The organism is Gammaproteobacteria bacterium, from assembly GCA_016705365.1.
In the GTDB taxonomy this organism is placed as follows: Bacteria; Pseudomonadota; Gammaproteobacteria; order Pseudomonadales; family UBA5518; genus UBA5518.
The window spans coordinates 209749-235630 of record JADIYI010000006.1 but is presented as its reverse complement, the minus strand read 5'-3'; the positions used below and the strand labels follow the sequence as shown (position 1 = coordinate 235630).

Annotated in this window: 18 protein-coding genes; 16 read left to right on the top strand and 2 right to left on the bottom strand. The window is 64.3% G+C overall.

All coding sequences use genetic code 11. The features are described from left to right. Positions 1–5: 5 nt before the first annotated feature. Entirely contained in the window at positions 6–1076 is a 1071-nt protein-coding gene (locus tag IPF49_07035) for a MoxR family ATPase (GenBank protein ID MBK6287378.1), read from the bottom strand. Positions 1077–1142: 66 nt separating this feature from the next. Between IPF49_07035 and IPF49_07030 the strand changes: the two genes are divergently transcribed. From IPF49_07030 to phoU, 10 genes are all read left to right on the top strand, one after another. Continuing rightward, positions 1143–6002 (top strand): NAD-glutamate dehydrogenase, encoded by a 4860-nt coding sequence (locus IPF49_07030; protein ID MBK6287377.1) that lies wholly within the window; start codon positions 1143–1145, stop codon positions 6000–6002. 25 nt (positions 6003–6027) lie between these two features. Then, positions 6028–7065, top strand: a complete 1038-nt coding sequence (locus IPF49_07025; GenBank protein MBK6287376.1) for a quinone-dependent dihydroorotate dehydrogenase — start codon at positions 6028–6030, stop codon at positions 7063–7065. Then, entirely contained in the window at positions 7062–9266 is a 2205-nt protein-coding gene (gene rlmKL / locus IPF49_07020) for a bifunctional 23S rRNA (guanine(2069)-N(7))-methyltransferase RlmK/23S rRNA (guanine(2445)-N(2))-methyltransferase RlmL (GenBank protein MBK6287375.1), read from the top strand. The genes IPF49_07025 and rlmKL overlap by 4 nt, the downstream gene beginning before the upstream one ends. 67 nt (positions 9267–9333) lie before the next feature. Next, positions 9334–10044, top strand: coding sequence for a phosphate regulon transcriptional regulator PhoB (gene phoB / locus IPF49_07015; protein ID MBK6287374.1), 711 nt, complete (start codon positions 9334–9336; stop codon positions 10042–10044). A gap of 1 nt (position 10045) precedes the next feature. Next, the gene (gene phoR, locus IPF49_07010; GenBank protein ID MBK6287373.1) at positions 10046–11338 is read left to right on the top strand and encodes a phosphate regulon sensor histidine kinase PhoR; all 1293 of its coding nucleotides are present in this window, start codon (positions 10046–10048) and stop codon (positions 11336–11338) included. A gap of 97 nt (positions 11339–11435) precedes the next feature. Continuing rightward, complete coding sequence (locus IPF49_07005) at positions 11436–12476, top strand: PstS family phosphate ABC transporter substrate-binding protein (GenBank protein ID MBK6287372.1); 1041 nt, start codon at positions 11436–11438, stop codon at positions 12474–12476. A gap of 69 nt (positions 12477–12545) precedes the next feature. After that, entirely contained in the window at positions 12546–13922 is a 1377-nt protein-coding gene (gene pstC / locus IPF49_07000; protein ID MBK6287371.1) for a phosphate ABC transporter permease subunit PstC, read from the top strand. Next, positions 13915–15201: a phosphate ABC transporter permease PstA gene (gene pstA, locus IPF49_06995; protein ID MBK6287370.1), complete on the top strand. Its 1287-nt coding sequence runs from the start codon at positions 13915–13917 to the stop codon at positions 15199–15201. Before pstC ends, pstA begins: the two co-directional genes overlap by 8 nt. Before the next feature lie 7 nt (positions 15202–15208). Further along, positions 15209–16051, top strand: coding sequence for a phosphate ABC transporter ATP-binding protein (locus IPF49_06990; protein ID MBK6287369.1), 843 nt, complete (start codon positions 15209–15211; stop codon positions 16049–16051). 21 nt (positions 16052–16072) lie between these two features. Next, entirely contained in the window at positions 16073–16792 is a 720-nt protein-coding gene (phoU, locus tag IPF49_06985; GenBank protein ID MBK6287368.1) for a phosphate signaling complex protein PhoU, read from the top strand. A gap of 113 nt (positions 16793–16905) precedes the next feature. Here the strand turns inward: phoU and gltA are convergent, their stop codons facing one another. After that, on the bottom strand, positions 16906–18198 hold the full coding sequence (gltA, locus tag IPF49_06980) for a citrate (Si)-synthase (GenBank protein MBK6287367.1): 1293 nt from the start codon (positions 18196–18198) through the stop codon (positions 16906–16908). A gap of 269 nt (positions 18199–18467) precedes the next feature. On the opposite strand from gltA, the gene sdhC reads away from it, so the two are divergent. From sdhC to odhB, 6 genes are read left to right on the top strand one after another with little or no spacing between them, the layout of a single operon-like run. Then, positions 18468–18842 carry a succinate dehydrogenase, cytochrome b556 subunit gene (gene sdhC / locus IPF49_06975; GenBank protein ID MBK6287366.1) on the top strand — a complete coding sequence of 125 codons (375 nt, stop codon included), beginning with the start codon at positions 18468–18470 and terminating at the stop codon, positions 18840–18842. Further along, entirely contained in the window at positions 18836–19204 is a 369-nt protein-coding gene (gene sdhD / locus IPF49_06970) for a succinate dehydrogenase, hydrophobic membrane anchor protein (GenBank protein MBK6287365.1), read from the top strand. Before sdhC ends, sdhD begins: the two co-directional genes overlap by 7 nt. A gap of 3 nt (positions 19205–19207) precedes the next feature. Continuing rightward, positions 19208–20980 carry a succinate dehydrogenase flavoprotein subunit gene (locus IPF49_06965; GenBank protein ID MBK6287364.1) on the top strand — a complete coding sequence of 591 codons (1773 nt, stop codon included), beginning with the start codon at positions 19208–19210 and terminating at the stop codon, positions 20978–20980. 13 nt (positions 20981–20993) lie between these two features. Further along, positions 20994–21698, top strand: a complete 705-nt coding sequence (locus IPF49_06960; GenBank protein MBK6287363.1) for a succinate dehydrogenase iron-sulfur subunit — start codon at positions 20994–20996, stop codon at positions 21696–21698. 55 nt (positions 21699–21753) lie between these two features. Further along, positions 21754–24609, top strand: a complete 2856-nt coding sequence (locus tag IPF49_06955; protein MBK6287362.1) for a 2-oxoglutarate dehydrogenase E1 component — start codon at positions 21754–21756, stop codon at positions 24607–24609. 26 nt (positions 24610–24635) lie between these two features. Beyond that, entirely contained in the window at positions 24636–25871 is a 1236-nt protein-coding gene (odhB, locus tag IPF49_06950) for a 2-oxoglutarate dehydrogenase complex dihydrolipoyllysine-residue succinyltransferase (protein ID MBK6287361.1), read from the top strand. Positions 25872–25882 lie beyond the last annotated feature (11 nt).

Genomic DNA, 25882 nt, shown 5'->3' with positions numbered 1-25882 from the left:
CGGACTCAGGCGACCGGGACGCAGTTCAGCAGTTCGTCGATCACTCCATCCGTGCTCATGCCGGCGGCCTCGGCATCGAAGTTGAGGATCAGCCGATGGCGGAGCACATCGTGCACCACCGCCTGCACATTGGCGGGTGCGACGAAATCGTTGCCGTGCAGCCAGGCGTGGGCACGGGCGCAGCGATCGAGCGCAATGGTGCCGCGCGGGCTGGCACCGTAATCCAGCCATTGGCGCAGCGTCGCATTGCCACGTGTGGCCAGCGCCAGATGAATGATGTATTCCTCCACCGGCTCGGCCATATGCAATGACAATATCTCAGCCCGGGCGCCGAAAACCGCTTCCTGGCTGAGTACAGCCGGCGGCACGCCAGGGTGTTCCGCGGCTTCGCGACGTGCCAGGCGCAGGATTTCGCGCTCGGCCTCGCGCTCCGGATAGCCGACGCGCACATGCATCAGGAAGCGGTCGAGCTGGGCCTCGGGCAGCGGGTAGGTGCCTTCCTGTTCGATCGGGTTCTGAGTCGCCATGACCAGAAACAGCGGCGGCAGTTCATAGGTGGTGCCGCCGATGCTCACCTGGCGCTCGGCCATGGCTTCCAGCAGCGCCGACTGCACCTTGGCCGGGGCACGATTGATTTCGTCGGTCAGCACCAGGTTGTGGAATATGGGGCCACGCTGGAAGCGGAAACTGCCGTCTTCCGGGCGATAGATGTCGGTGCCGGTGATATCGCTCGGCAACAGGTCGGGAGTGAACTGGATACGCTGGAAATCACACTCGATGCCGCGCGCGAGCTGGCGGATCGCGCGCGTTTTGGCCAGGCCCGGGGCTCCCTCGACCAGCAGGTGGCCGTCGGCGAGCAACGCGATCAGCAGTCGCTCGACGAGGTTCTCCTGTCCGATGACTTCGGTCGCCAGCCATTGCTGCAACTGGCCTACGGATTCACTGGATCTGCTCACGGGGATCGATGCTCCGGAAATTGCACGAGGCGCGCATTCTACGCGACCCGGCGCGGTGAAAAGCGATTCGAGGATACGTATTCCGCTCGCTTCGACCGGTCGCCCGCATCTTGGTTCCATAGTATCCTGCGCGGCACTGTTTGCGCGCTTTCGCGCATTCGCGCAATACCGGGGCGTGATCACGTTATGAGCGACAGCAAGAGCAAGGAGCGGTTTCTCGGTTTTCTCGAGGAAGAGATCGATCGCCGCTCGCCCGGCAAGGACCACCCGGTGCTCAAGGGATTCGCGGCCGAGGTGCTGGCGGGGATGGATTTCGAGGACGTGCGCGAGCGCAAGCCGGTCGACGTCTACGGAACCATTCATTACGCCTGGCAGTACCTGCAGGACTACGATCGGCGCGCGCCCAAGATCCGCATTTTCAATCCCAGTTTCGAACAATTCGGCTGGTCATCGCGCCACACCGCGATCATGGTGCTGACCGACGGCATGCCGTTCGTGGCCGAGTCGCTGCGCCTGGAGCTGAACCGGCGCAATATCGTGATCCACATGCTGATCAGCTCTGATCTCACGGTGCAGCGCGACAGCGATAACGAGCTGCTGTATCTCTATCCCGCCACCGTGCCTGCCGATGGCAGCAAGCGCGTGCGCGAAGCCTTGATCTACATGGAGGTCTCGCGGATCACCGACCCGGCGCTGCTGATCGAGCTCGAGAGCAGCCTCGCCAGCGTGGTCTCCGAGGTGAAGACCGTGGTATCGGATTTCGAGCCGATGTGCGGCCGCCTGCGCACCCTGGTGCAGGATTTCGGGTCGTTTTCCGACGGGATCTCCGAGCATGACTGGAGCGAGAACCGGGCCCTGCTCGAGTGGTTGCTGGATGGCAACTTCACCTTCCTCGGCTACGAGGAGCTCGGCGTTGACTGGGCGACGGGCACGGCGCGGGTAGTCACGGTTGCCGATACCCGCCTCGGGCTGCTGCGCGAGCGCGAGACTTCGGGCGTCAGCGATCTCGAGCAAGAGATCCGGGACGCCTCCAGTCCCGCGGACCTGCTGCCGGTGCAGGTGGTGTTTTTCAAGTCATCGCGCCGCTCGCGGGTGCACCGGGTGGCGTATCCCGACTATATCTCGATCAAGTGTTTCGACAGCGAGGGACGGGTCAACGGGCAGCACCGCTTTCTCGGGCTGTTCACCGCGGTGGTCTACACCATGGACCCCGACAATATCCCGATCGTGCGGCGCAAGGTCGCGCAGGTCATCGAGCGCTCGCGCCCGGCCACCAGCAGTCACCGTATGCGCGCCCTGCAGCGCGTGCTCGAAGTGCTGCCACGCGACGAATTGTTCCAGAGCGATGTCGATACCCTTTATCACACCGCGATGCGCATCTTTCACATCCAGGAGCGCCGCAAGATCCGCCTGTTCATCCGCCCGGACCGGCGCTACTGCTTCGCCTCCTGCCTGGTGTACTGGCCGCGCGAGATCTACTGCACCGAGTTGCGCCTCAGGATCGAAAACCTGCTGATGGATGCACTTGGTGCCGAGGAGTCCGAGTTCACGACCTTCTTCTCCGAGTCGCTGCTGGTGCGCACGCATTTCGTGATGCGCCTGTGCCCCGGACAGCAGCCCGATTTCGACCAGGAGGAACTCGAAGATCTCATCGTGCGCATTTCGCAGCAGTGGCAGGATCAGCTGGCGGCCGCGTTGCTGGAGGAGTTCGGCGAGGAGCAGGGTTCGACGCTGGTCGGTCTGTACGGCAGCGCGTTTCCGGCCGGTTACCGCGATGACAACGACCCGCCGATGGCAGTGGCGGACATACGGAAATTCAGCGCGCTGGAGAGTGCAGGCGAGCTCGGCGTGCATCTTTACCGCAATATCCGCGAGGCCGAGGACCTGCTGCATTTCCGGCTCTACAGCGCCGATCGTCCGGTCGAGCTCTCCGACGTGATTCCGATGTTCGAGAATCTCGGGATGCGGGTGCTTGGCGAGCGCCCCTATCGGCTGCGCCGCTCCGACCAGCGCGAGCTGTGGGTGCACGACTTCAGCCTGGTCTATGCGCTGTCCGAGGATATCGACGTGCCGTCGATCAGCGCCGCGGTGGAGTCGGCGTTTCTGAACGTGCTCGCCGGGCGTGCCGAGAACGACGGTTTCAACCGCCTGATCGTCGGTACCGGGCTCGGCTGGCGCGAGGCCGCGATCCTGCGCGCCTACGCGCACTACATGAAGCAGCTGCGCTACAACTTCTCGCAGCAGTTCGTCGCCGAGACGCTGGGACGCCATCTCGGGATCGCGCGCGATCTGATCGAGCTGTTCCGGGCGCGTTTCGATCCGGCGCCGGCACTCGATAGCGAGCGGCGTGCGGCGGCGGAGCAGGAAGTCGCGGCGCGCATTCTCGCGGCGCTCGAGCAGGTCGCGCAGCTGAACGAGGACCAGATCCTGCGTTCCTATCTGGAGCTGATCAACGGGACCCTGCGCACCAATTGTTTCCAGCCTGATGCCGGCGGTGTGGCCAAGGAATATTTCTCGTTCAAGTTCGACTCGGTGGCGTTGCCGAACATGCCGCGGCCGGTGCCGAAATTCGAGATCTGGGTGTATTCGACCCGCATGGAAGGGATCCACCTGCGGCGCGGCAAGGTCGCGCGCGGGGGGTTGCGCTGGTCCGACCGGCTCGAGGATTTTCGCACCGAGGTGCTGGGCCTGGTCAAGGCGCAGCAGGTCAAGAACGCGGTGATCGTGCCGGTAGGCGCCAAGGGCGGATTCGTGCTGAAGCAGCTGCGTCCCGATGCCACGCGCGAGGCAGTGCAGGCCGAGGGTGTGGCCTGTTACGAGATATTCGTGCAAGGCCTGCTCGATCTGACCGACAACCTGGTCGACGGCAATACGGTAGCGCCACCGGCGGTGGTCTGCCATGACGATCCCGACCCCTATCTGGTGGTGGCGGCCGACAAGGGCACCGCATCGTTCTCGGATATCGCGAACGCCATTTCCGCGCGCTACGATTTCTGGTTGCGCGATGCCTTTGCCTCGGGCGGCAGCGTCGGCTACGACCACAAGAAAATGGCGATCACGGCCCGCGGTGCGTGGGTGTCGGTGCAACGCCATTTCCGCGAGCGCGACCTCGATGTGCAGCAGAGCGAATTCAGCGTGGTCGGTATCGGCGACATGTCAGGCGATGTGTTCGGCAACGGCCTGCTGCGCTCGCCGCATGCAAAGCTGATTGCGGCGTTCAACCACCTGCACATCTTTGTCGATCCCGACCCCGATCCTGCGCGCAGTTTTGCCGAGCGCGAGCGGCTGTTCGCGTTGCCGCGCTCGAGCTGGGCGGACTACGACGCGAGCCTGATCTCGAGCGGTGGCGGAGTATTTGCGCGCACGGCCAAGTCCATAGCCCTGAGTGCGGAGATGCGCCGTGTGCTCGGCTGCGATGCCGAGCGCCTGACGCCATCGGAGCTGATGTCGGCGATACTCGCCGCGCCCGTCGACCTGATCTGGAACGGCGGGATCGGTACCTACTTCAAGGCGAGCAGCGAGAGCCACGCCGATGCCGGCGACAAGTCCAACGACGCGGTGCGCATCGATGGCTGCCGGATCCGTGCGCGGGTGGTGGGCGAGGGCGGGAATCTCGGTATGACCCAGCTCGCGCGGATCGAGTTCGCGAGCCGCGGCGGTGCCTGCAACACCGATTTCATCGACAACTCCGGTGGCGTGGATTGCTCGGATCACGAGGTCAATATCAAGATCCTGCTCAACCGGGTCATGGCAGCGGGCGACATGACCGAAAAGCAGCGTGTCAGGCTGCTCGAGGAAATGCGCGACGAGGTCGCCGAGCTGGTGCTGCGCAACAATTACCGCCAGGCGCAGGCGATCAGCATTGCCGAGCGCGAGGCGCAGCTGCGGATCAACGAGTACCGCGGCCTTATCAGCTCGCTGGAGAGTCGTGGCTTGCTCGACCGGGGCCTGGAGTTCCTGGCCAGTGACGAGGCGCTGGTCGAACGGCGCATCAAGGGCATGGGGCTGACCCGGCCCGAGCTCGCGGTGCTGACCTGTTATGTCAAGGGGCAGCTGAAGCTCGATATTCTCGCCTCGGATATTCCCGAGGACGATTACCTGGCGCGCAGCATCGAGACGGCATTTCCCGTTGCCCTGTGCGAACGCTTTCGCGACGACCTCTACCAGCATCCGTTGCGGCGCGAGATCGTCGCCACGCAACTGGCGAACGACCTGGTCGATTTCATGGGCATCACCTTCATCGAGCGCATGAGCCAGTCCGCCGCCACGCCGGTGGCCGATGTCGTGCGTGCCTACGTGGTGGCGCGCGAGGTGTTCGACCTGCATCGCTGGTGGCAGGCGATCGAGGCGCTGGACAACTCCATACCGGCCGCGCGTCAGCTCGAGGTCTATGCGGACCTGCAGCGCCTGATCCGGCTCGCCGCGCGCTGGTTCGTGCGCAACCGGCGCGGGCACCTCGATGTGCGCGCCGAGGTCGAGTTCTTCGCGCCGAAGGTGCGCGCGATCCAGCTCGGGATGCAGGAGCTGGTGCACGGCGAGCAGAAGGCAGCCTGGGAGCGGCGTCACCACGATCTGCAGGATGCCGGAATATCCGGGGAAGTGGCGCTGGCGCTGGCGGGTTCCACGATGCTGATCGGAGCGCTCGGCATGGTGGAGGTGGCGCGCACCCAGGATCTGGCGGAGGAGGTGGTCGCGCGGATCGCGTTCGAATTGAACGAACGACTGGATTTCTACTGGTTCGGCAAGCAGATCACGGCGCTGAAGGTCGAGAACTACTGGCAGGCCATGGCGCGCGATTCGTTTCTCGACGAACTCGACTGGCAGGTACGCTCGATCGTGGCGTGGGTGGCGCGTGAAGTGGCCCGCACACCGGATGCGATCGCCCGCCCCGAGCAATGGTTGCAGGGCCAGGCTGTCGGTGTCGAGCGCTGGCAGCGGGTAGTGGCCGAAATCCGCAACGCGCATGTCCAGGAATACGCCATGTACGCGGTGGCGGTGCGTGGTCTGCTCGAGCTGTCGCAGCCGGTGACGGGATTGGCTCATTGATGTGCCCTGCCGGTGACGCCAGACCATGAAAATTCCCTACCGGCCGCTGCGCGCGCTGTTGTTCCTGTTGCCGGGCGAGACCGCGCATGAGCTGACGCTCGGTTCGCTCGAGTTCATGGCGCGTTGTGGCCTGGCCGCACCCTTGCTCGGGGCCGGGGAGGGGAGTTGTCCGGTGCGGGTGATGGGGCTCGAGTTTGCGAACCCGGTCGGGCTCGCGGCCGGTCTCGACAAGAACGGGGATCATATCGACGCCCTGGCGGCGCTCGGTTTCGGCTTTCTCGAAATCGGCACCGTCACGCCGCGTGCGCAACCGGGCAATCCGCGTCCGCGCCTGTTCCGGCTGCCGCGGGCGGGCGCGCTGATCAACCGCATGGGTTTCAACAACGCCGGGGTGGATCACCTGGTGAAGCGGGTGCGCGAAGCGAGCTACCGCGGGGTGCTCGGTATCAATATCGGCAAGAACAAGGACACCCCGCTCGGGCGCGCCGCCGAGGATTACCTGTATTGCCTCGAGCGGGTTTATGCGGTGGCATCCTATGTCACGCTGAACCTGTCTTCGCCGAACACCCCGGGATTGCGCGATCTGCAGTTCGGCGCGCCGCTCGAGGCGCTGCTCGGGGCGCTGGTCGCGCGGCGCGATGTGCTGGCCCAGACCCATGGCAAGCGTGTGCCGCTGGCGCTGAAGATTGCGCCCGATCTCGCCCCCGAGGATCTCGCCGCGGTTGCCGACAGTGCCCGCCGCCAGGGTATCGATGCCCTGATCGCGACCAATACCACGGTATCGCGCGCGGGTGTGGAGGGGCTGCCGGATGGCACGGAAACCGGCGGCCTGAGCGGGGCGCCACTGACGGCGCGCGCCAACACGATAATGCAGCAGCTGGCACAGCGTCTCGGCGGCGAGATCGCACTGATCGGTGCCGGCGGCATCATGAGCGGCGCCGATGCGCTCGAGCGCGTGCGTAGCGGTGCCGACCTGGTGCAGCTCTATACCGGATTTGTCTATCACGGCCCGGCGCTGATCGGCGAGGCGGTACAGGCAATCCGCACCGGGCAGCGTGGATGAGCCGCGATACCGGCCCGGAAACGGGGCGCAGCCAGCTGCGCCATCGGCGCTTTTTCGCCAGCTGTTCGCGTGGTCTGGAGGAGCTGCTGCTGGCGGAGTTGCGCGCCACGGGTATCCGCGATGCCCGCGCCGGCGCCGGGGGCGTGCAATTCTCCGGCACCCTGGAAGATGGCTATCGCGCGTGTCTGTGGTCACGGGTGGCGAGCCGTGTGCTGGTCGTCGTGGCCGAGGTCGATGCGCGTGATGCCGAGACCCTGTATCAGGGCGTGGTCGATCTGCCCTGGGAGCAGCACTTCACGCCCGGCGCCACGATGGCAGTGGATTTTGTCGGCACCTCCGATGAATTGCGCAACAGCCTCTACAGTGCGCGCCGGGTCAAGGACGGCGTGGTCGATCGCCTGCGCGCGGTGACCGGCACCCGTCCGGATGTCGATGTGCGTGCACCGGATATCCGGGTCGCGGCGCGCCTGCACCGCGGGCGGGTCGGGCTGTCGATCGACCTCGGGGGCGAGGCGCAGCACCGGCGTGGTTATCGCGGCGGCACGGGCGCCGCGCCGCTCAAGGAGAATCTTGCGGCCGCCTTGCTGCTGCGCGCGGGCTGGCCCGAGATCGCGGCGGCGGGCGGCGCGCTCTACGATCCGCTGTGCGGCTCGGGCACGCTGCTGATCGAAGGCGCGCTGATGGCCGCCGGTGCCGCTCCGGGCGAGGCGCGCGCCATCGCGCGCCAGAAATGGGCCGGACACGATGCCGGGTTGTGGACGCGGATGTGCAATGCCGCGACCGCGGCGCGGGTGGCAGGGATTGCGGGCCTGGGTCCGATCGCGGGAGCCGATGTCGACGCCCGCGTGCTGCAGCATGCGCGAAGCAGTGCGCTGGCCGCCGCCACCGACGCTCATATCGTGTTTATGCACGCCGCGCTGGCGCAACAGAAGCGTCCCACTGCGATGCAGGGGCATGGCGGCTTGCTGATCTGCAACCCGCCCTATGGCGAGCGCCTCGGCGAGGTGGAGAAGCTGCGCGGGCTGTATGCCGAACTCGGGCACCTGATACGCGAGGAATTCGCCGGCTGGCGCGCCGCGATACTCACCACCGACGGCCCGCTGCCCGAATGCACGGGCCTGGAGTTTGGGCGTCAGTACCGATTCAGGAATGGTCCCATCGATTGCCGCCTGCTGATCCATGAACCGCAGGCGAGTGTGCGCAAGACCCGGGACGCCGAAGCCCCCGATGCGAGGCCGGAGCCGCCGCGGGAACTCGGCGAGGGCGCGGCGATGTTCGCCAACCGGGTGCGCAAGAATCTGCGTCGCCTGAAGCCCTGGCTCGCGGCCGAAAAGCCCGCCTGTTACCGGGTCTACGACGCGGACATCCCGGAATACGCGGTGGCGGTGGATCGCTACGGCGACTGGGTGCACGTGGCGGAGTACGCCCCGCCGGCATCGATCGATCCGGCGCTTGCTCGCGAGCGACTCGCCGATGTGCGCGCGGCGCTCGTCGAAGTGCTGCGGATCGCGCCGGCGCGTATCGTGCTGAAAACCCGCACGCGCCAGCGTGGCAGCGCTCAATACCAGCGTCTCGCGCGCGACAATCATTTCATCGAGGTTCGCGAGGGGCCGGCGCGGCTGCTGGTGAACCTGCGTGATTTTCTCGATACCGGGCTGTTTCTCGATCACCGCCCGGCGCGGCGCCTGATCGCCTCGATGGCGCGCGATACGCGCTTCCTGAACCTGTTCTGCTATACGGCCTCGGCGACGGTGTTCGCGGCGCTCGGTGGCGCCCGCGAGAGCACCAGCATCGACATGTCGTCGACCTATCTCGACTGGGCGGCGCGCAACCTGGCGCTCAACGGCATCGATCGCGACTCCCATGAACTGGAGCGCGCCGACTGCCTGCGCTGGATGGAGGGCCAGAAACGCCGCTGGGATCTGATATTTCTCGACCCGCCGTCGTTCTCGAACTCCAGGCGCATGGAGGACACGCTCGATGTCCAGCGTGATCACGTGATGCTGATTCGCGCGGCCCTCGCGCTGCTCGAGAGCGGCGGCTCGCTGCTCTTCTCGACCAATCGCCGCGGGTTCCGGCTCGACGCCGCAGCGCTCGGCGATCTGCGGATCAGCGATCTGAGCGAGCAGAGCCGCGATCCGGACTTCAATCGCAAGCCCTTGCCGCACCGGTTGTTCCTGCTCCGTGCACCCGGTGGATAATCAATCTGTCACAATTCTGTCGTCTACTTGTCGCGTCATGGTCAGCAAGGTGGAATCCGGTCCCCGAATGAGCAATAAACAGACGGTATTGGTAGTCGATGACGAATCCTCGATCCGCGATATGGTGCAGCTCGCCCTGGAACTGGCCGGGTTTGACTGTCTGCAGGCCGCGAACGCGCGCGAGGCCCATGCACGGATCGTCGACCAAAGCCCGGACCTGGTGCTGCTCGACTGGATGATGCCGGACACCAACGGCTATGAATTGCTGCGCCGCCTGCGCAAGGACGAAATGACGGCCAGCCTTCCGGTGATCATGCTGACCGCGAAAACCGAGGAGGGAAATCGCGTGCACGGTCTCGAGGGCGGTGCCGACGATTATGTGACCAAGCCGTTTTCGCCGCGCGAGCTGATCGCACGGATTCGCGCCCTGTTGCGCCGCGCGGCTCCCGCAAACGAGGGCGGTACGCTGGAGTTCGATGGCTTGCGTCTCGACCCGCTCGCCCATCGCGTCCATGCCGGCGGCCAGGCCCTCGCTATGGGCCCGACCGAATTCAGGCTGCTTCATTTCCTGATGAGCCATCCGGACCGTGCCTATTCGCGCGCGCAATTGCTCGACAACGTCTGGGGCGCCAATGTGTATATCGACGAGCGCACCGTGGACGTCCATGTACGCCGGTTGCGCAAATCGCTCGAGTCCGGCAACACCGGCTGCGAGCGCTTCGTGCAAACGGTGCGCGGTACCGGTTATCGCTTCTCCACGCAAACGGCGCCGAGCTGAGATGCGGCCGGTCGGATGGGCGCGTGATCTGTTGCTGCTGGCGGCGCTGGCGCTGCTCGGCGCGGGTCTCGGGGGAGCCCTCGATGCCTGCTGGGCAGGATTTGCGCTCGGGGTCCTGTGCTATCAGCTGATCAGCTACCGCCGCCTGCTCGGCCTGCACCACTGGCTGGCGGAGGATGCGTTGCGCCGCGAATCGCCGGTACTTGGTGGCATGCTCGGCGATATCGGCGACCGTATGTACTATCAGCAGGCCCGGCTGCGCAAGCGTCTCGACGAAGTCGGCGGTGCGCTGGCGCATTTGCGCGAATCCTACGCGGCGCTGAAGGATGGCGTGGTGATGCTCGATGCCGGCAACGTGATCGCATGGTGCAATGCCAGCGCCAGCGGCCTGCTCGGATTGCGTTATCCGCAGGATGTCGGTCAGCAACTGCTCAACCTGGTGCGCAATCCGGATTTCGCCGCGTATCTGAACCGCCAGGATTTCGAGCGCAGCTTCGAACTGACGCTCTCCGGACGGGTGCTGGAGCTGCAGGCGACGGCCTTCGGCGCCAGCAGCAAGATCGTGTTCGTGCGCGATACAAGTGCGATGAAATATCTCGAGACCATGCGCCGCGACTTCGTGGCCAATATCTCGCACGAGCTGCGCACCCCGCTCACCGTGATCAGCGGCTATGTCGATACGCTGGTCCAGATGCAGGCCGGACAATCGCCGGTGGTGGAGCGGGCTTTGGCGCAGATGCAGGGCGAGGCGCAACGCATGGAGTTCCTGTTGCGCGACCTGATGTTGCTGTCGAAGCTCGAGGGCGGTCCGGATGCCGCGGCGCGGGAGGAGTGGATCGACGTCTGCGCGATGCTCGATTCGGTGCGCGAAAATGCGCTGGCCTCCTGCCGCGGGGAGCGCCAGATCGAACTCGCCTGCACGCGCGGCCTGCGCATTCTCGGGGAGCGTACGGCGCTGGAGAGCGTGTTCTCGAACCTGATATTCAATGCGGTCAGGTACACGGCCCCCGGTGGCAGCATCCGGGTGAGTTGCGTGGTGCAATCCGCGGCCGCGGTGGTCGAGGTCAGCGACAACGGGATCGGTATCGACCCCATCCACATTCCGCGTCTGACCGAACGCTTCTACCGTGTCGATCAGAGTCGCTCGATCGAAAGCGGCGGCACCGGACTCGGACTCGCCATCGTCAAGCACGCGCTGAAGCGCCTCGGCGGGGAACTCGACATCAGCAGCCGGCCGGGTGTCGGCAGCACCTTCAGGTGCCGGTTTCGCCCGGAGCGCGTGCGCGCGGACTGATGTCATGTTCCTGTCATGAACCGGGCATAGGCTGACGCCGCTGCTCGGATTGCTGTACGCGTCGCGCCGGCATCCACCTTCAAACCGGGAGAATCCTGTGAAACAACTGCTCTGTTCTGCAATTGCACTCGTTGCGCTCGGCAACATACCTGTCGCCCTGGCGCAGCGCGATACCATCAGCATCGTGGGTTCATCCACCGTATACCCGTTTTCGACCGTGGTTGCGGAACGTTTTGGCAAGAGTGGCAGTTTCAACACGCCCAAGGTGGAGTCCACCGGAACCGGCGGTGGCATCAAGCTGTTCTGCGCCGGGGTCGGCGTGCAGTACCCTGACGTGGTCAATGCCTCGCGGCGCATGAAGCAGGGGGAACTGGACGATTGCCGCAAGAACGGTGTCGGCGAGGTGGTGGAAGTGACGATCGGTTACGACGGCATCGTGGTGGCGAACTCGATCGAAGCGCCGATCTATGACCTCACCCCAAAGGATCTGTGGCTGGCGCTCGCCAAGGCTGTGCCAAATCCCGATGGCAGCGAAACCCTGGTCGCGAATCCCTACAAGACCTGGCAGCAGGTCAACTCGGCACTGCCCGCCACCGCGATCGAAGTGCTCGGCCCGCCGCCGACCTCGGGGACCCGCGACGCATTTGCGGAACTCGCCATGGAAGGGGGCTGCAAGGCATTCCCCTGGATAAAGGCGATCAAGGATCAGGACGAAAAAAAATTCAAGGCCATCTGCCATGCGGTGCGTGAAGACGGCGCCTATATCGAAGCGGGTGAGAACGACAACCTGATCGTGCAGAAGCTCGGCGCCAATGCCAGGGCGCTGGGTATTTTCGGTTACAGTTTCATGGAGGAGAATGCCGACAAGGTGCAGGGCAGCCGGATCGCCGGCGTGGAGCCGAGCTATGAATCGATCGCCGATGGCAGCTACCCGGTATCGCGGCCGCTGTTCTTCTACGTGAAGAAGGCCCATGTGGGCGTGATTCCGGGAATCCGGGAGTTCGTCGACGAATTCGTCAGCGTGCGCGCGATGGGCGAAGACGGTTACCTGGCCGATCGCGGCCTGATCGCATTGCCTCCCGAGCTGTACCGCAGCGCCGTGAATGATGCAAAGAGCATGAAGTTGTTCTCGCTCTGAACTGGAGCCGGGCGCTCGACCGGCCACCCGAGGACGGTGGCCGGTCGATCATTTTCTGGAGATGGTGGAATGAGTCCGGGAACGCTGCTGATCGTGATCTGTGCCTGCGCGCTGGCCGGGTACTACCAGGGCAGTTCCCGCGCCGCAGCCGTTGCCGTGGCGCATGGCGGGGTGCGTGCGCTGCCCGCGCTGCCTTCGCATTACGGAGCCTATGTGGCGCTGATGGCCTTGCTGCCGGCGTTGCTGGTGATGGCGGTGTGGCTGACGTTCGACGGAATGCTGATCGAGCAGTTGTTGCTTGGCTCGCTTCCCCCTGAATTGCTGGGCCAGGATCATGGCCTGCTGCTGAACTCGATCGCGATCTTGGCCGGAGACCCCGCCCGCGACGCGGGCGATCCCGCGCTGCTCACGGCGGCGCTGCGCCTGATCGAGTTGCGCCGGCAATCGCAATGGGGCATGGCGCTGGGTGCCGGCGCAACCGCCGTGATCGGTGCGGCGCTGGCCTGGCGCCGCGTATCGATGCGATTTGCCGCACGGGTGGTGGTCGAGCGGATTTTCACCAGGCTGTTGCTGCTGTGCGCGGTGATGGCCGTGGTGACAACGCTCGGTATCCTGTTGTCGGTGATATTCGAGTCATGGCGCTTTTTCCAGATGGTCTCGCCGGTGGAATTCCTGTTCGGCCTGGAGTGGAGCCCGCAGATCGCATTGCGCGCGGACCAGCAGGGCTCCTCGGGGCGTTTTGGCGCGGTACCGTTGTTTGCCGGTACCCTGCTGATCTCCTCGATCGCGCTGATCGTCGCGGTACCCGTCGGGTTGATGTCGGCGATCTATCTCAGCGAATATGCCAGCCGCCGCATGCGCAGCCGCCTCAAGCCGCTGCTGGAAATCCTCGCCGGCATCCCGACCGTGGTCTACGGCTTTTTCGCGGCGCTGACGGTGGCGCCGCTGATCCGCGATCTCGGCCACGCGCTCGGCCTGGCTGCCTCCTCGGAAAGTGCGCTTGCCGCAGGCCTGGTGATGGGCGTCATGATCATCCCTTTCGTTTCCTCGCTGGCGGACGATATCATTCACGCGGTGCCTCTGGGCATGCGCGATGGATCGCTCGCGCTCGGCGCCACCCGCTCCGAAACCATCAAGCGGGTAGTGATCCCGGCCGCGCTGCCGGGCATCGTCGGAGGCGTGCTGCTGGCGGCCTCGCGCGCGATCGGGGAGACCATGATCGTGGTGATGGCGGCGGGATTGTCGGCGCGTCTCACCGCCAACCCCTTCGAGTCGGTAACCACGGTAACGGTGCAGATCGTGACGCTGCTGGTCGGGGACCAGGAATTCGACAGTCCCAAGACGCTGGCTGCATTCGCGCTCGGGCTGGTGCTGTTCCTGGTAACGCTCGGTCTGAACATCTTCGCGTTGCACATCGTGCGCAGGTATCGGGAGCAATATGAGTAAGCAGGAACGCGAACCCACCATCCTGATCGTGCGCCGCGGACTGCGCCGCCGTTACCGCCGTGAACAGCGCTTCCGGCTGTACGGCATGCTTTCGGTGCTGATGGCGCTGGCCAGCCTGGTATTCCTGTTCACCGATATCGCGATCAAGGGTTACCCGGCGTTCCAGCACACCCTGATCGCTCTCGAATTGCATTACGATCCGCAACTGCTCGGGGTCGGTCCCCGTCCGAGCGAGCAGGAGCTCCAGGGCGCCGATTACGAGAGCGTGCTGAAGGATGCGTTGCGGTTGCGCTTTCCCGAAGTCGGTGGGCGTGCACAGAAACGCGAACTGAACAAGTTGCTGAGTGGCAGCGCGGCCTACGATCTGCGTGATCACCTGAGCGCAAATCCGGCCTTGCTCGGTCAGCGCGAGAGCCGCTGGCTGCTCGCCAGCTCCCGGGTCGACGGCTACGTCAAGGAAGCCGATGTCATCGGCAATCCGGCAAGCGGGCTGAGCGAGAACCAGGCGGGCTGGTTGCGGAGCCTCGACGAAGCCGGCGCCCTGGAGCTGCGTTTCAACACCCGGTTTCTCCTTGGCGGCGACAGCCGTGATCCGGAACTCGCCGGAATCCGGGGCGCGGCGGTGGGGTCGATGCTCACCCTGCTGGTGACGCTGCTGCTGTCGTTTCCGCTCGGCGTGGCGGCGGCGATCTATCTCGAGGAATTCGCCGCGCGCGATCGCTGGACCGATCTGATCGAGGTCAATATCAACAATCTCGCCGCAGTGCCTTCGATCATCTTCGGCCTGCTCGGTCTGGCGATGTTCATCGGCCTGTTCGGCATGCCGCGTTCGGCACCGCTGGTTGGCGGACTGGTGCTCACGCTCGTCACCTTTCCAACCGTGATCATCGCCAGTCGCGCCGCGATCCGCGCGGTGCCGCCATCGCTGCGCGAGGCGGCGCTCGGGCTCGGCGCCTCGCGGGTGCAGATGGTGCTGCATCATGTGTTGCCGAATGCATTGCCCGGCATGCTGACCGGCGCGATCATCGGCATGGCGCGGGCGCTCGGCGAGACCGCGCCGCTGCTGATGATCGGGATGGTGGCGTTCATCGTCGATGTGCCGGGTGGCCTGCTCGATTCGGCGACGGTGCTGCCGGTGCAGATTTATCTGTGGGCCGACAGCCCGGAGCGCGGCTTTACCGCGCTGACCTCGGCCGCGATCATGGTGCTGCTGGTGTTCCTGGTGCTGATGAACGCGCTGGCAGTGTTCCTGCGCAACCGCTTCGAGCAGCGCTGGTAGTCTTTCAATGAACGATCGGGAAAAGCAGTCTATGGACGGAGATGCCGCGTACCGGCGCGATCACGGCGCTACGGTTGGCGAGGCCTTTGTCGCGGCGCCGAAAATGGCGCTGCGCGAGGTCGATGTGTTCTACGGCGAGAAGCAGGCGATCCATTCGATCAGCCTCGATATCGCGCCCAACCAGATCATCGCCATGATCGGGCCCTCGGGCTGCGGAAAATCCACCTTCCTGCGCTGTCTGAACCGCATGAACGACACCATCGATGGCTGCGTCGTGCGGGGCAGTCTGCAACTCGACGGCGAGGATATCTACGATCCGGCGCTCGACGTGGTCCAACTGCGCGCACGCGTGGGCATGGTGTTCCAGAAGCCCAACCCGTTTCCGAAATCGATCTACGAGAACGTGGCCTACGGTCCGCGGATACACGGTCTCGCCACGCGGCGCAGCGAGTTCGACGAGGTCGTCGAGAACAGCCTGCGCCGGGCCAGCCTGTGGGAGGAGGTCAAGGACCGGCTCGACCAGCCCGGTACCGGGCTCTCGGGCGGGCAGCAGCAACGCCTCTGTATCGCGCGGACCATCGCGATCGACCCCGAGGTGATCCTGATGGACGAACCGTGCTCGGCGCTCGATCCGATCGCCACCGCGCGGATCGAGGAACTGATGGAAGAGTTGTGCGAGAACTTCACGATCGCGATCGTGACCCACTCGATGCAGCAGGCTGCGCGCGTCTCGCAGCGCACCGCCTATTTCCACCTCGGCCGGCTGATAGAAGTAGGCTCTACCGACGAGATATTCACTACCCCGCAGCACAAGCTGACGGAGGACTACATTACCGGCCGTTTCGGCTAGCGCGAGCAACAGGGGAACACCATGGACAAGCCACAGCTGGAGCCGCATATCTCGCACAGATTCGATGCTGATCTCGAGGCCATCAGGAGCCATGTGCTCGGCATGGGCGGTCTCGTCGAGCGCCAGATCGAGGATGCGCTGATCGCGATCATCGAGGCCGACAGCGGCAAGGTCGAGGAGATACTCGTGCGCGAGAAGCAGGTCAACGCGATGGAGGTTTCGGTCGATGACGAGGCCACCCGGATCCTGGTCAAGCGTCAGCCCGCCGCATCCGACCTGCGTATGGTGCTGGTGATCACCAAGACGGTGCGCGATCTCGAGCGCATTGGCGACGAATCGAAAAAGATCGCCAAGCTGGCACTCAAGCTGACCGAGGAGGGCGCGGCACCGCGTGGCTACTACGAGCTGCGGCATATTGGCGCCACGGTACGCGAGATGCTTCATGACTCGCTCGATGCATTTGCGCGGCTCGACCTGGAAATTGCGCTGGGAGTGGTGCGCCGCGACAAGACCGTGGACCAGGAATACCGCTCCGCGACGCGCGAGCTGGTCACCTACATGATGGAGGATCCGCGTTCGATATCGCGGGTCATGAACATCATGTGGGCGCTGCGCGCGCTCGAGCGCATCGGGGATCACTCGCGCAATATCGCCGAATACGTGTTCTACCTGGTTAAGGGCAAGGATCTCCGCCACGAGGGTCTGGAGAACATCGAGACGACGGTGCGCAGCTGGACCTGAGAGGAGCCGGCCACTCGAGCAAGCGTGGCGCGAAACGGCTTCCAGACAAACATATATGGCATGGAGCGGGCAAACCGCTCCACCACAGGTTGTGGTGTGCTCGGGGCTGCCGATCAGCCGCGCTTGTCGATTGCCACGTAATCGCGCGCCGTGTAGCCGGTGTAGAGCTGGCGCGGGCGGCCGATCTTGTAGCTGGCGCTGATCATCTCGTGCCAGTGTGCAATCCAGCCTATGGTGCGCCCGGTGGCGAATATGACCGTGAACATGTTGCTCGGGATGCCGAGCGCACGCAGGATGATACCCGAGTAGAAGTCCACGTTCGGGTAGAGCTTCTTCTCGACGAAATACGGATCCTCGGTGGCGATGGTCTCGAGCCGCTTGGCGATGCGGAACATCGGATCGTTCTCGAGGCCGAGTTCCGCCAGCACCTCGTCACAGGTCTCGCGCATGACCTTGGCCCGCGGATCGAAATTCTTGTACACGCGGTGACCGAATCCCATCAGGCGGAACGGGTCGTTCTTGTCCTTGGCGCGATCGATGAAATCCCCGATGCGCGATTCATCGCCGATTTGCTCGAGCATGTTCAGCACCGCTTCGTTGGCGCCGCCATGCGCCGGTCCCCAGAGCGATGCGATGCCGGCCGCGATGCAGGCGAACGGGTTGGCGCCGGTCGAGCCGGTCAGGCGCACCGCCGAGGTCGAGGCATTCTGCTCGTGATCCGCGTGCAGCAGGAAGATGCGATCCATCGCCTTTGCGAGCACCGGGTTGACGCGGGTCTTCTCGCAGGGATTGCCGAACATCATGTGCAGGAAGTTCGAGGAGTAGTCGAGCGAGTTGTCGGGATACATGAACGGCATGCCGATCGAGTACTTGTAGCACTGCGCGGCAATGGTCGGCATCTTCGCGATCAGGCGAAACGCCGCTATCTGCCGATGCTCCTCGTCGGTGATGTTCAGCGCATCGTGGTAGAACGCCGACAGGGCGCCGACCACACCGCACATGATGGCCATAGGGTGCGCATCGCGGCGGAATCCGCGGTAGAAAAACTGGAGCTGTTCGTGAACCATGGAGTGGCGGATCACGGTGCTCACGAACTTTTCCTTCTCCGCCGCGTTCGGTAACTCGCCGTTCAGCAGCAGGTAGCAGGTCTCGAGATAATCCGATTTTTCCGCCAACTGCTCGATGGGATAGCCGCGGTGCAGCAGGATGCCCTCGTCGCCGTCGATGAACGTGATCTTGCTTTCGCAGGCCGCCGTCGAGACAAAACCCGGATCGTAGGTGAAGTAGCCCTGCGAGGTGAGGCCCTGCACATCGATGACATCGGGGCCGAGCGTGCCGGAGTGGACCGGCAACGTGAGCTCCGTCGCTGCGCCCTCGATGGTCAATGTGGCGGTTTTTCCCGTCATATGCTTGATACTCCTTGCAGCGGATGGCCGGCGCGGCGAGGCGTAACTCTATCGAGCGCGCCGCTGAGTTGTCAATGAAATAGCCGCTCCGGCTGTTTGTAATCGCATCGCCATCTACCTATAATTCGCCGCGATTCGCCGGGGCTCCCAAGAGCTGCTCCGGTAGATGCACAGGCGTCCGGACGCTGCCCCCGTGGTGTGCGACAGCCACTTCCCAGTTCTTTCTACTTGCGTTTCCCCGCTCGGGGCCAAAGGAAGGTATCAGAATCGTGAAACCCAACAGACCCGTGAATCTTGATATGGGCACCATCAACCTGCCCATCGGCGCCAAAGCGTCCATACTGCATCGTGCAACAGGCGTTTTCCTGTTCGTGGGCATCGCGGTGCTGCTCTGCCTGCTGGGCCTGTCGCTGGACTCCGCCGAGGGTTTCGCCCGGGTACGGGAACTGCTCGGTTCGACGCTGGCGAAATTTGTTTTATGGGCGGTCCTCGCCGGTCTGATCTACCACAGTGTGGCCGGTGTAAAGCATTTGTTCATGGATTTCGGAATCGGCGATTCGCTCGCCGGTGGAGTCCGCGCGGCGCGCATCACGTTTACCGTGGCCGCGGTTCTGATCGTTCTTGCAGGAGTATGGATATGGTAACCACGGTCACCAGTTTCGGACGCAGCGGTCTTTCCGACTGGCTGCTGCAGCGGTGTACAGCGGTGGTACTGCTGGCCTACCTGCTGTGCGTCGGCGGCTTCGTGCTGCTGCATCCCGAGCTCGATTATGCGCAGTGGAAAGCGTATTTCAGCAATGCGGCGATGCAGGTGTTCAGCATGATGGCGCTGCTGTCGCTGGTCGTGCATGCCTGGATCGGAATGTGGACCGTCAGCACCGACTACCTGACGGTGCGGCTGCTGGGCCCGAAAGCCACCGGTCTACGCCTCGTGTTCCAGGGCGGTTATGCGCTGGTGTTGTTCGTGTATCTCGTCTGGGGTGTCCAGATCTTGTGGGGTAACTGATCGATGGCAAGAATTCGCACAATCAGCTTCGATGGCGTGATCGTCGGTGGCGGTGGCGCCGGGATGCGCGCGGCGCTCCAGCTGGCGCAGTCGGGCTTTCGCACTGCGGTGATCTCGAAGGTCTATCCGACCCGCTCGCACACCGTGTCCGCCCAGGGCGGTATCACCTGTGCGATCGCGAGCGACGATCCCGATGATGACTGGCGCTGGCATATGTACGACACCGTCAAGGGATCGGACTACATCGGCGACCAGGACGCGATCGAATACATGTGTTCCGAGGGGCCGCAGGCGGTTTTCGAGATGGAGCATCTCGGGCTGCCGTTTTCGCGTACCGCGGAAGGACGCATCTACCAGCGCCCGTTCGGAGGGCAAAGCAAGAACTACGGCGAGGGTGGCCAGGCCGCGCGCACCTGTGCAGCGGCGGACCGTACCGGCCATGCCCTGCTGCACACCCTGTTCCAGGCCAACCTGAAGAACAAGACGACGTTCCTGAACGAATGGTTTGCGGTTGACCTGGTGAAAAACCAGGATGGCGCCGTGGTCGGCGTGATCGCGATCTGCATGGAAACCGGCGAAACGGTCTACGTCAAATCCCGCGCCACGGTTTTTGCCACCGGCGGTGCCGGGCGCATCTACGCCTCGACCACCAACGCCCACATCAATACCGGTGACGGCATCGGCATGGCACTGCGCGCCGGGTTCCCGGTGCAGGACATCGAGATGTGGCAGTTTCATCCGACCGGCATCGCCGGCGCCGGCGTGCTGGTGACCGAGGGATGCCGCGGCGAGGGCGGCTACCTGCTGAACAAGGACGGCGAGCGCTTCATGGAGCGTTATGCCCCGAATGCCAAGGATCTTGCCGGGCGTGATGTGGTGGCTCGCTCGATAGTGCTGGAGATTCTCGCCGGCCGCGGTTGCGGACCCAATGGCGATCACGTCGATCTCAAGCTCGATCACCTCGGCGAGGAAGTGTTGCAGTCGCGGCTGCCGGGAATCTGCGAGTTGTCCAAGACCTTTGCCCACGTGGATCCGGTCAAGGACCCGGTGCCGGTGGTGCCGACCTGTCATTACATGATGGGCGGCATTCCGACCAACGTGAACGGCCAGGCCCTCACCCGCAACGCCAACGGCGAGGAACAGGCGGTCCCGGGGCTGTTCGCCTGCGGCGAGGTGGCCTGCGTGTCGGTGCATGGCGCCAATCGTCTGGGCGGAAACTCGCTGCTCGACCTGATCGTGTTCGGGCGCGCATCAGGCATGTTCATCGAGAAATCGCTGCGTGAGGGCATCGATTACCGCGCTGCGTCCGACACCGATGTCGACCAGGCGATGAACCGCCTGAACCGCCTGAACGCCTCCAAGGAGGGCGAGAGCGTTGCCGCGCTGCGCAAGGAACTGCAGACCGTGATGCAGAACTATTTCGGCGTGTTCCGGACCGGTGAATTCATGCGCAAGGGCGTGCAGAGCCTCGCGGAACTGCGCCCGCGTGTCGAGAACCTGCATCTCTCCGACAAATCGCACGCATTCAACACGGCGCGCTACGAGGCGCTGGAACTGCAGAACCTGCTGGAAGTCGCGGAGGCGACCGCGATCTCCGCGGAACAGCGTACCGAGAGCCGCGGCGCCCATGCGCGCGAGGATTTCCCGGACCGCGATGACGATAACTGGCTGTGCCATTCGCTGTACTTCCCCGCGGGCAAGCGGGTCGAGAAGCGCGCGGTGAACTTCCAGCCGAAAACCGTCGATACCTTCCAGCCGAAGAAGCGCACGTACTGATCAGGGGTCACTCATGTTGCAAGTCAGCGTTTACCGTTACAACCCCGAGACCGATCGCGAACCGTATATGCAGGATCTGCGGGTCGACGTCGGGGGCAAGGATCTCATGGTGCTCGATGTGCTCGAGCTGCTGAAAGCCCAGGATCCGTCACTGACCTATCGCCGCTCCTGTCGCGAGGGGGTGTGCGGCTCGGATGGCATGAACATGAATGGCAAGAACGGGCTCGCCTGCATCACGCCCCTGTCGGAAACCGTGCGCAGCGATCGCCTGGTGGTCCGCCCGCTGCCGGGTCTGCCGGTGGTGCGCGACCTGGTGGTCGACATGAGCATGTTCTACCAGCAATACGAGAAGGTGAAACCCTACCTGATCAACGATCAGCCGGTGCCGGCGATCGAGCGGCTGCAATCGCCCGAGGATCGCGAGAAACTCGACGGGCTCTACGAGTGCATCCTGTGCGCCTGTTGCTCGACTTCCTGCCCCTCGTACTGGTGGAACCCGGATCGCTTCATCGGCCCGGCCGGCCTGCTGCAGGCCTATCGCTTTCTGGTCGACAGCCGCGATACCGCGACCGACGAGCGGCTCGCCGAACTCGATGACCCCTACAGCGTGTTCCGTTGTCATGGCATCCAGAATTGCGTCGCGGTATGCCCGAAGAGCCTGAATCCCACCCGGGCCATCGGTCATATCCGCAACATGCTGCTCGCGCGCGGTACCTGAACGCGCCGCGCGCGATCGATCGCCAGCCATTCCCGGAAGCCCAGGGCAGGACAATATGCAACAAAGCATCATGGAGCTGCTGTGGCGCAGCTCGCATATTTCCGGCGGCAACGCGGCATATGTCGAGACCATGTACGAGGCCTACCTGCGCGATCCCAACTCCGTTGCCGGCGAGTGGCGCAATTACTTCGACAAGCTGCCCCAGGTCGATGGCATCCAGATCGATATCCCGCACTCCACGGTACGCGAGCATTTTGCGCTGCTCGGGCGTCAGAAGCAGCGGCCCCCGGCCGGCGAGGCTGCCCAGGGTATAAGCACCGAGTACGAACGCAAGCAGGTGCGGGTGGTGCAGATGATCAGCGCCTACCGCCAGCGCGGGCACCAGAAGGCTGATCTCGATCCGCTCGGCCTGCTGGTGCGCGAGCACGTCCCCGACCTCGAGTTGTCGTTTCACCGGTTGTCGGAAGCAGATTTCGATACCGTGTTCCAGACCGGCACGCTGTATATCGGCAAGACCGAGGCAACATTGCGTGAAATCGTGCAGGCGCTCGAGCACACGTACTGCGGCACGGTCGGTGCGGAGTTCATGCACATCGTCTCTACCGAGGAGCGGCGCTGGATCCAGCAGCGCATGGACAGCGTGCGCTCGGCACCCGCGTACGACCGCTCCGTCAAGCTGCACCTGCTCGAGCGCCTGACCGCGGCCGAGGGCCTCGAGCAGTTCCTCGCCTCGCGCTATCCGGGCGCCAAGCGCTTCGGGCTCGAGGGCGGTGAAAGCCTGATTCCGATGCTCGACGAACTGATCCAGCGCGGCGGCAGTTACGGCGCCAAGGAAATCGTGGTCGGCATGGCGCACCGCGGCCGCCTCGCGGTGCTGGTCAATATCTTTGGCAAGAATCCGGCGAGCCTGTTCGAGGAGTTCGAAGGCCGCGCGATTTACCAGGGCTCGGGCGACGTCAAGTACCACCAGGGCTTTTCCTCGAACATCATGACCGCCGGCGGCGAGATGCATATCGCGCTGGCCTTCAACCCCTCGCACCTCGAGATCGTCGCACCGGTGGTCGAGGGCTCGGTGCGGGCGCGCCAGGACCGGCGCAGGAATCGTGACCGCGACCAGGTGATCCCGATCATTCTCCACGGCGACGCGGCCTTTGCCGGCCAGGGCGTGGTGATGGAAACCTTCCAGATGTCGCAGACGCGCGGCTATGGGACCGGCGGCACGATCCATATCGTGGTGAACAACCAGGTCGGGTTCACCACCAGCTGTCGCGAGGACGCGCGCTCCACGGAATACTGCACCGATGTGGCAAAGATGGTGCAGGCACCGATATTCCACGTCAACGGAGACGATCCCGAGGCGGTGCTGTTCGTGACCCAGATGGCGATGGATTACCGCCAGCAGTTCCGCAAGGACGTGGTGATCGATCTGGTCTGTTACCGCCGGCGCGGACACAACGAGGCCGACGAACCCGCCGCCACCCAGCCGCTGACCTACCAGAAGATCCGCAATCACCCGAGCACCCGGACCATTTACGCCGAGCGCCTGGTCCGCGAAGGCGTGCTCGGCGCGGACAAGGAGCAGGCGCTGATCGCCGATTACCGGGCCGCGCTGGAGAGCGGCCGGCACGTGGTCAAGGCGCTGGTCACCACGCCGAACCCGGAACTCTATGTCGACTGGCGACCCTATCTCGGACACTCGACCACGGCGCCGGCCGACACCCGCCTGGAACTCGGGTACATGCAGCAGATCGGCACCAGCATGTGCGCGGTACCGGATGGCTTCGTGCTGCAACGCCAGGTCCAGAAGATCTACGAAGACCGGCGCATGATGACCGCGGCCGCGATGCCGGTGAACTGGGGCTATGCGGAGCTGCTGGCGTATGCGACGCTGCTCCAGGAAGGACATCCGGTGCGGCTGACCGGCCAGGACGTGGGGCGCGGCACTTTCTCCCACCGCCACGCGGTGCTGCACAACCAGAAGGATGGCAGCATCCATGTGCCGCTCGCGAACCTGTTCGAGGCCCAGCCCGAGTTCCAGATCCACGATTCGCTGCTGAGCGAACTCGCGGTGCTCGGATTCGAATACGGCTACGCGACCACCCAGCCCAACGCGCTGGTCGTATGGGAAGCGCAGTTCGGTGATTTCGGCAATGGCGCGCAGATCGTGATCGATCAGTTCATTACCAGCGGCGAGCACAAGTGGTCACGTCTGTGCGGCCTGACGATGCTGCTGCCCCACGGTTACGAAGGGCAGGGACCGGAGCATTCCTCGGCGCGTCTCGAGCGCTTCCTGCAGATGTGCGCCGAGCACAATATCCAGATATGTATCCCGACCACGCCGGCGCAGATCTATCACCTGCTGCGCCGCCAGGTAGTGCGTGCGGTGCGCAAGCCGCTGGTGGTGTTCAGCCCCAAGAGCCTGCTGCGTCACAAGGACGCGGTATCCACACTGGAGGAACTCGCCGACGGGGGCTTTCACAACGTGATCGGCGAGATCGATGACATCGAGCCCGCGGAAGTCACCCGGATCGTGTTCTGCAGCGGCAAGGTGTTCTACGAATTGCGTGACATGCGCAACGAGCACAAGCTCGATCACGTTGCGATCGTGCGCATCGAACAGCTCTATCCGTTTCCGCAGCAGGAACTGCTCGCGGCGATCGCGCCGTATCGCGGGGTGCTGGAAGTTGCGTGGTGTCAGGAAGAGCCGCAGAACCAGGGTGCCTGGTTCAGCAGCCAGCACCATATGCGCCAGGTCATCCGCGGGCACAATCGTGACCTCTACCTGGAATACGCGGGCCGTGAGGCTTCGGCTTCGCCCGCCGCCGGCTACGCGGCACTGCATCTCGCGCAGCAGGACAAGCTGCTGCGTGATGCGCTGGGCATGCAGGTGCCGCGCTGGCCAAACCCCTGATCCGAATTTCCAAAGGAAAGCGAACAATGGCAATCGATATCAAGGCACCGCAATTCCCCGAGTCCATCGCCGAGGGCGCAGTGGCCAGCTGGCACAAGCGCCCGGGCGAGGCCTGCAAGCGTGACGAAGTGCTGGCCGACATCGAGACTGACAAGGTCGTGCTCGAAGTCATGGCGCCGCAAGACGGTTCGCTCAGCGAGATCCTGAAGGAAGAGGGCGACACGGTACAGAGCCTGGAAGTGATCGCGCGTTTCACTGCCGGCGCGGTTGCCGATGGCGATACGGCCGCGACCGCGCCGGCGGCGGATGCGGTGGTGGCGGATGTCCCGCTGAGTCCTGCCGCGCGCCAGCTCGTTGCGGAGCACGGGCTCGATCCCGGCGCGCTGACGGGTAGCGGCAAGGGCGGACGCATCACCAAGGAAGACGTGGTGGCCCATCTGCAACAGCCCCAGCCGGCTGCCATGGTGGCACCCGCCCCGGTGGCGGCCGCTTCCGCACTGGCTCCCGTGGTTGCTCCCTCGACACCGATGGCGGCGTTGATTGCGCGCGCTCCGGAGCAGCGCACCGAGCGGCGCGTGCCGATGACCCGGCTGCGCGCCCGCGTTGCCGAACGCCTGCTCGATGCCACCCGCAATACCGCGATGCTGACCACTTTCAACGAGGTCAACATGCAGCCGGTGATGGATCTGCGCAACCAGTACAAGGAAATGTTCGAGAAGCGCCACAACGGCACGCGGCTTGGCTTCATGTCGTTTTTCGTGCGTGCCGGCGTCGAGGCGCTGAAACGCTTCCCGGTGGTCAATGCCTCGATCGACGACAACGACATCGTCTATCACGGTTACCAGGACGTGGGGGTGGCGGTTTCCAGCGATCGCGGGCTGGTGGTGCCGGTGCTGCGCGATGCCGACACCATGAGCTTCGCGGACGTGGAAGCGAAAATTCGTGAATTCGGCCTGAAGGCGCGTGACGGCAAGCTCACGATCGAGGACATCAGCGGGGGCACCTTCACGATCACCAATGGTGGCGTGTTCGGATCGCTCAATTCGACTCCGATCCTGAATCCGCCGCAGGCCGCCATTCTCGGCATGCACAAGATCCAGGACCGGCCGGTGGTCGAGAACGGCCAGATCTGCGTGCGGCCAATGATGAATCTCGCCGTGTCCTACGATCACCGTCTGATCGACGGCAAGGACGCGGTACAGTTCCTGGTGGCGATCAAGGACATGATCGAGGATCCGGCGCGGATCCTGCTCGACCTCTGACGCAGACCTCG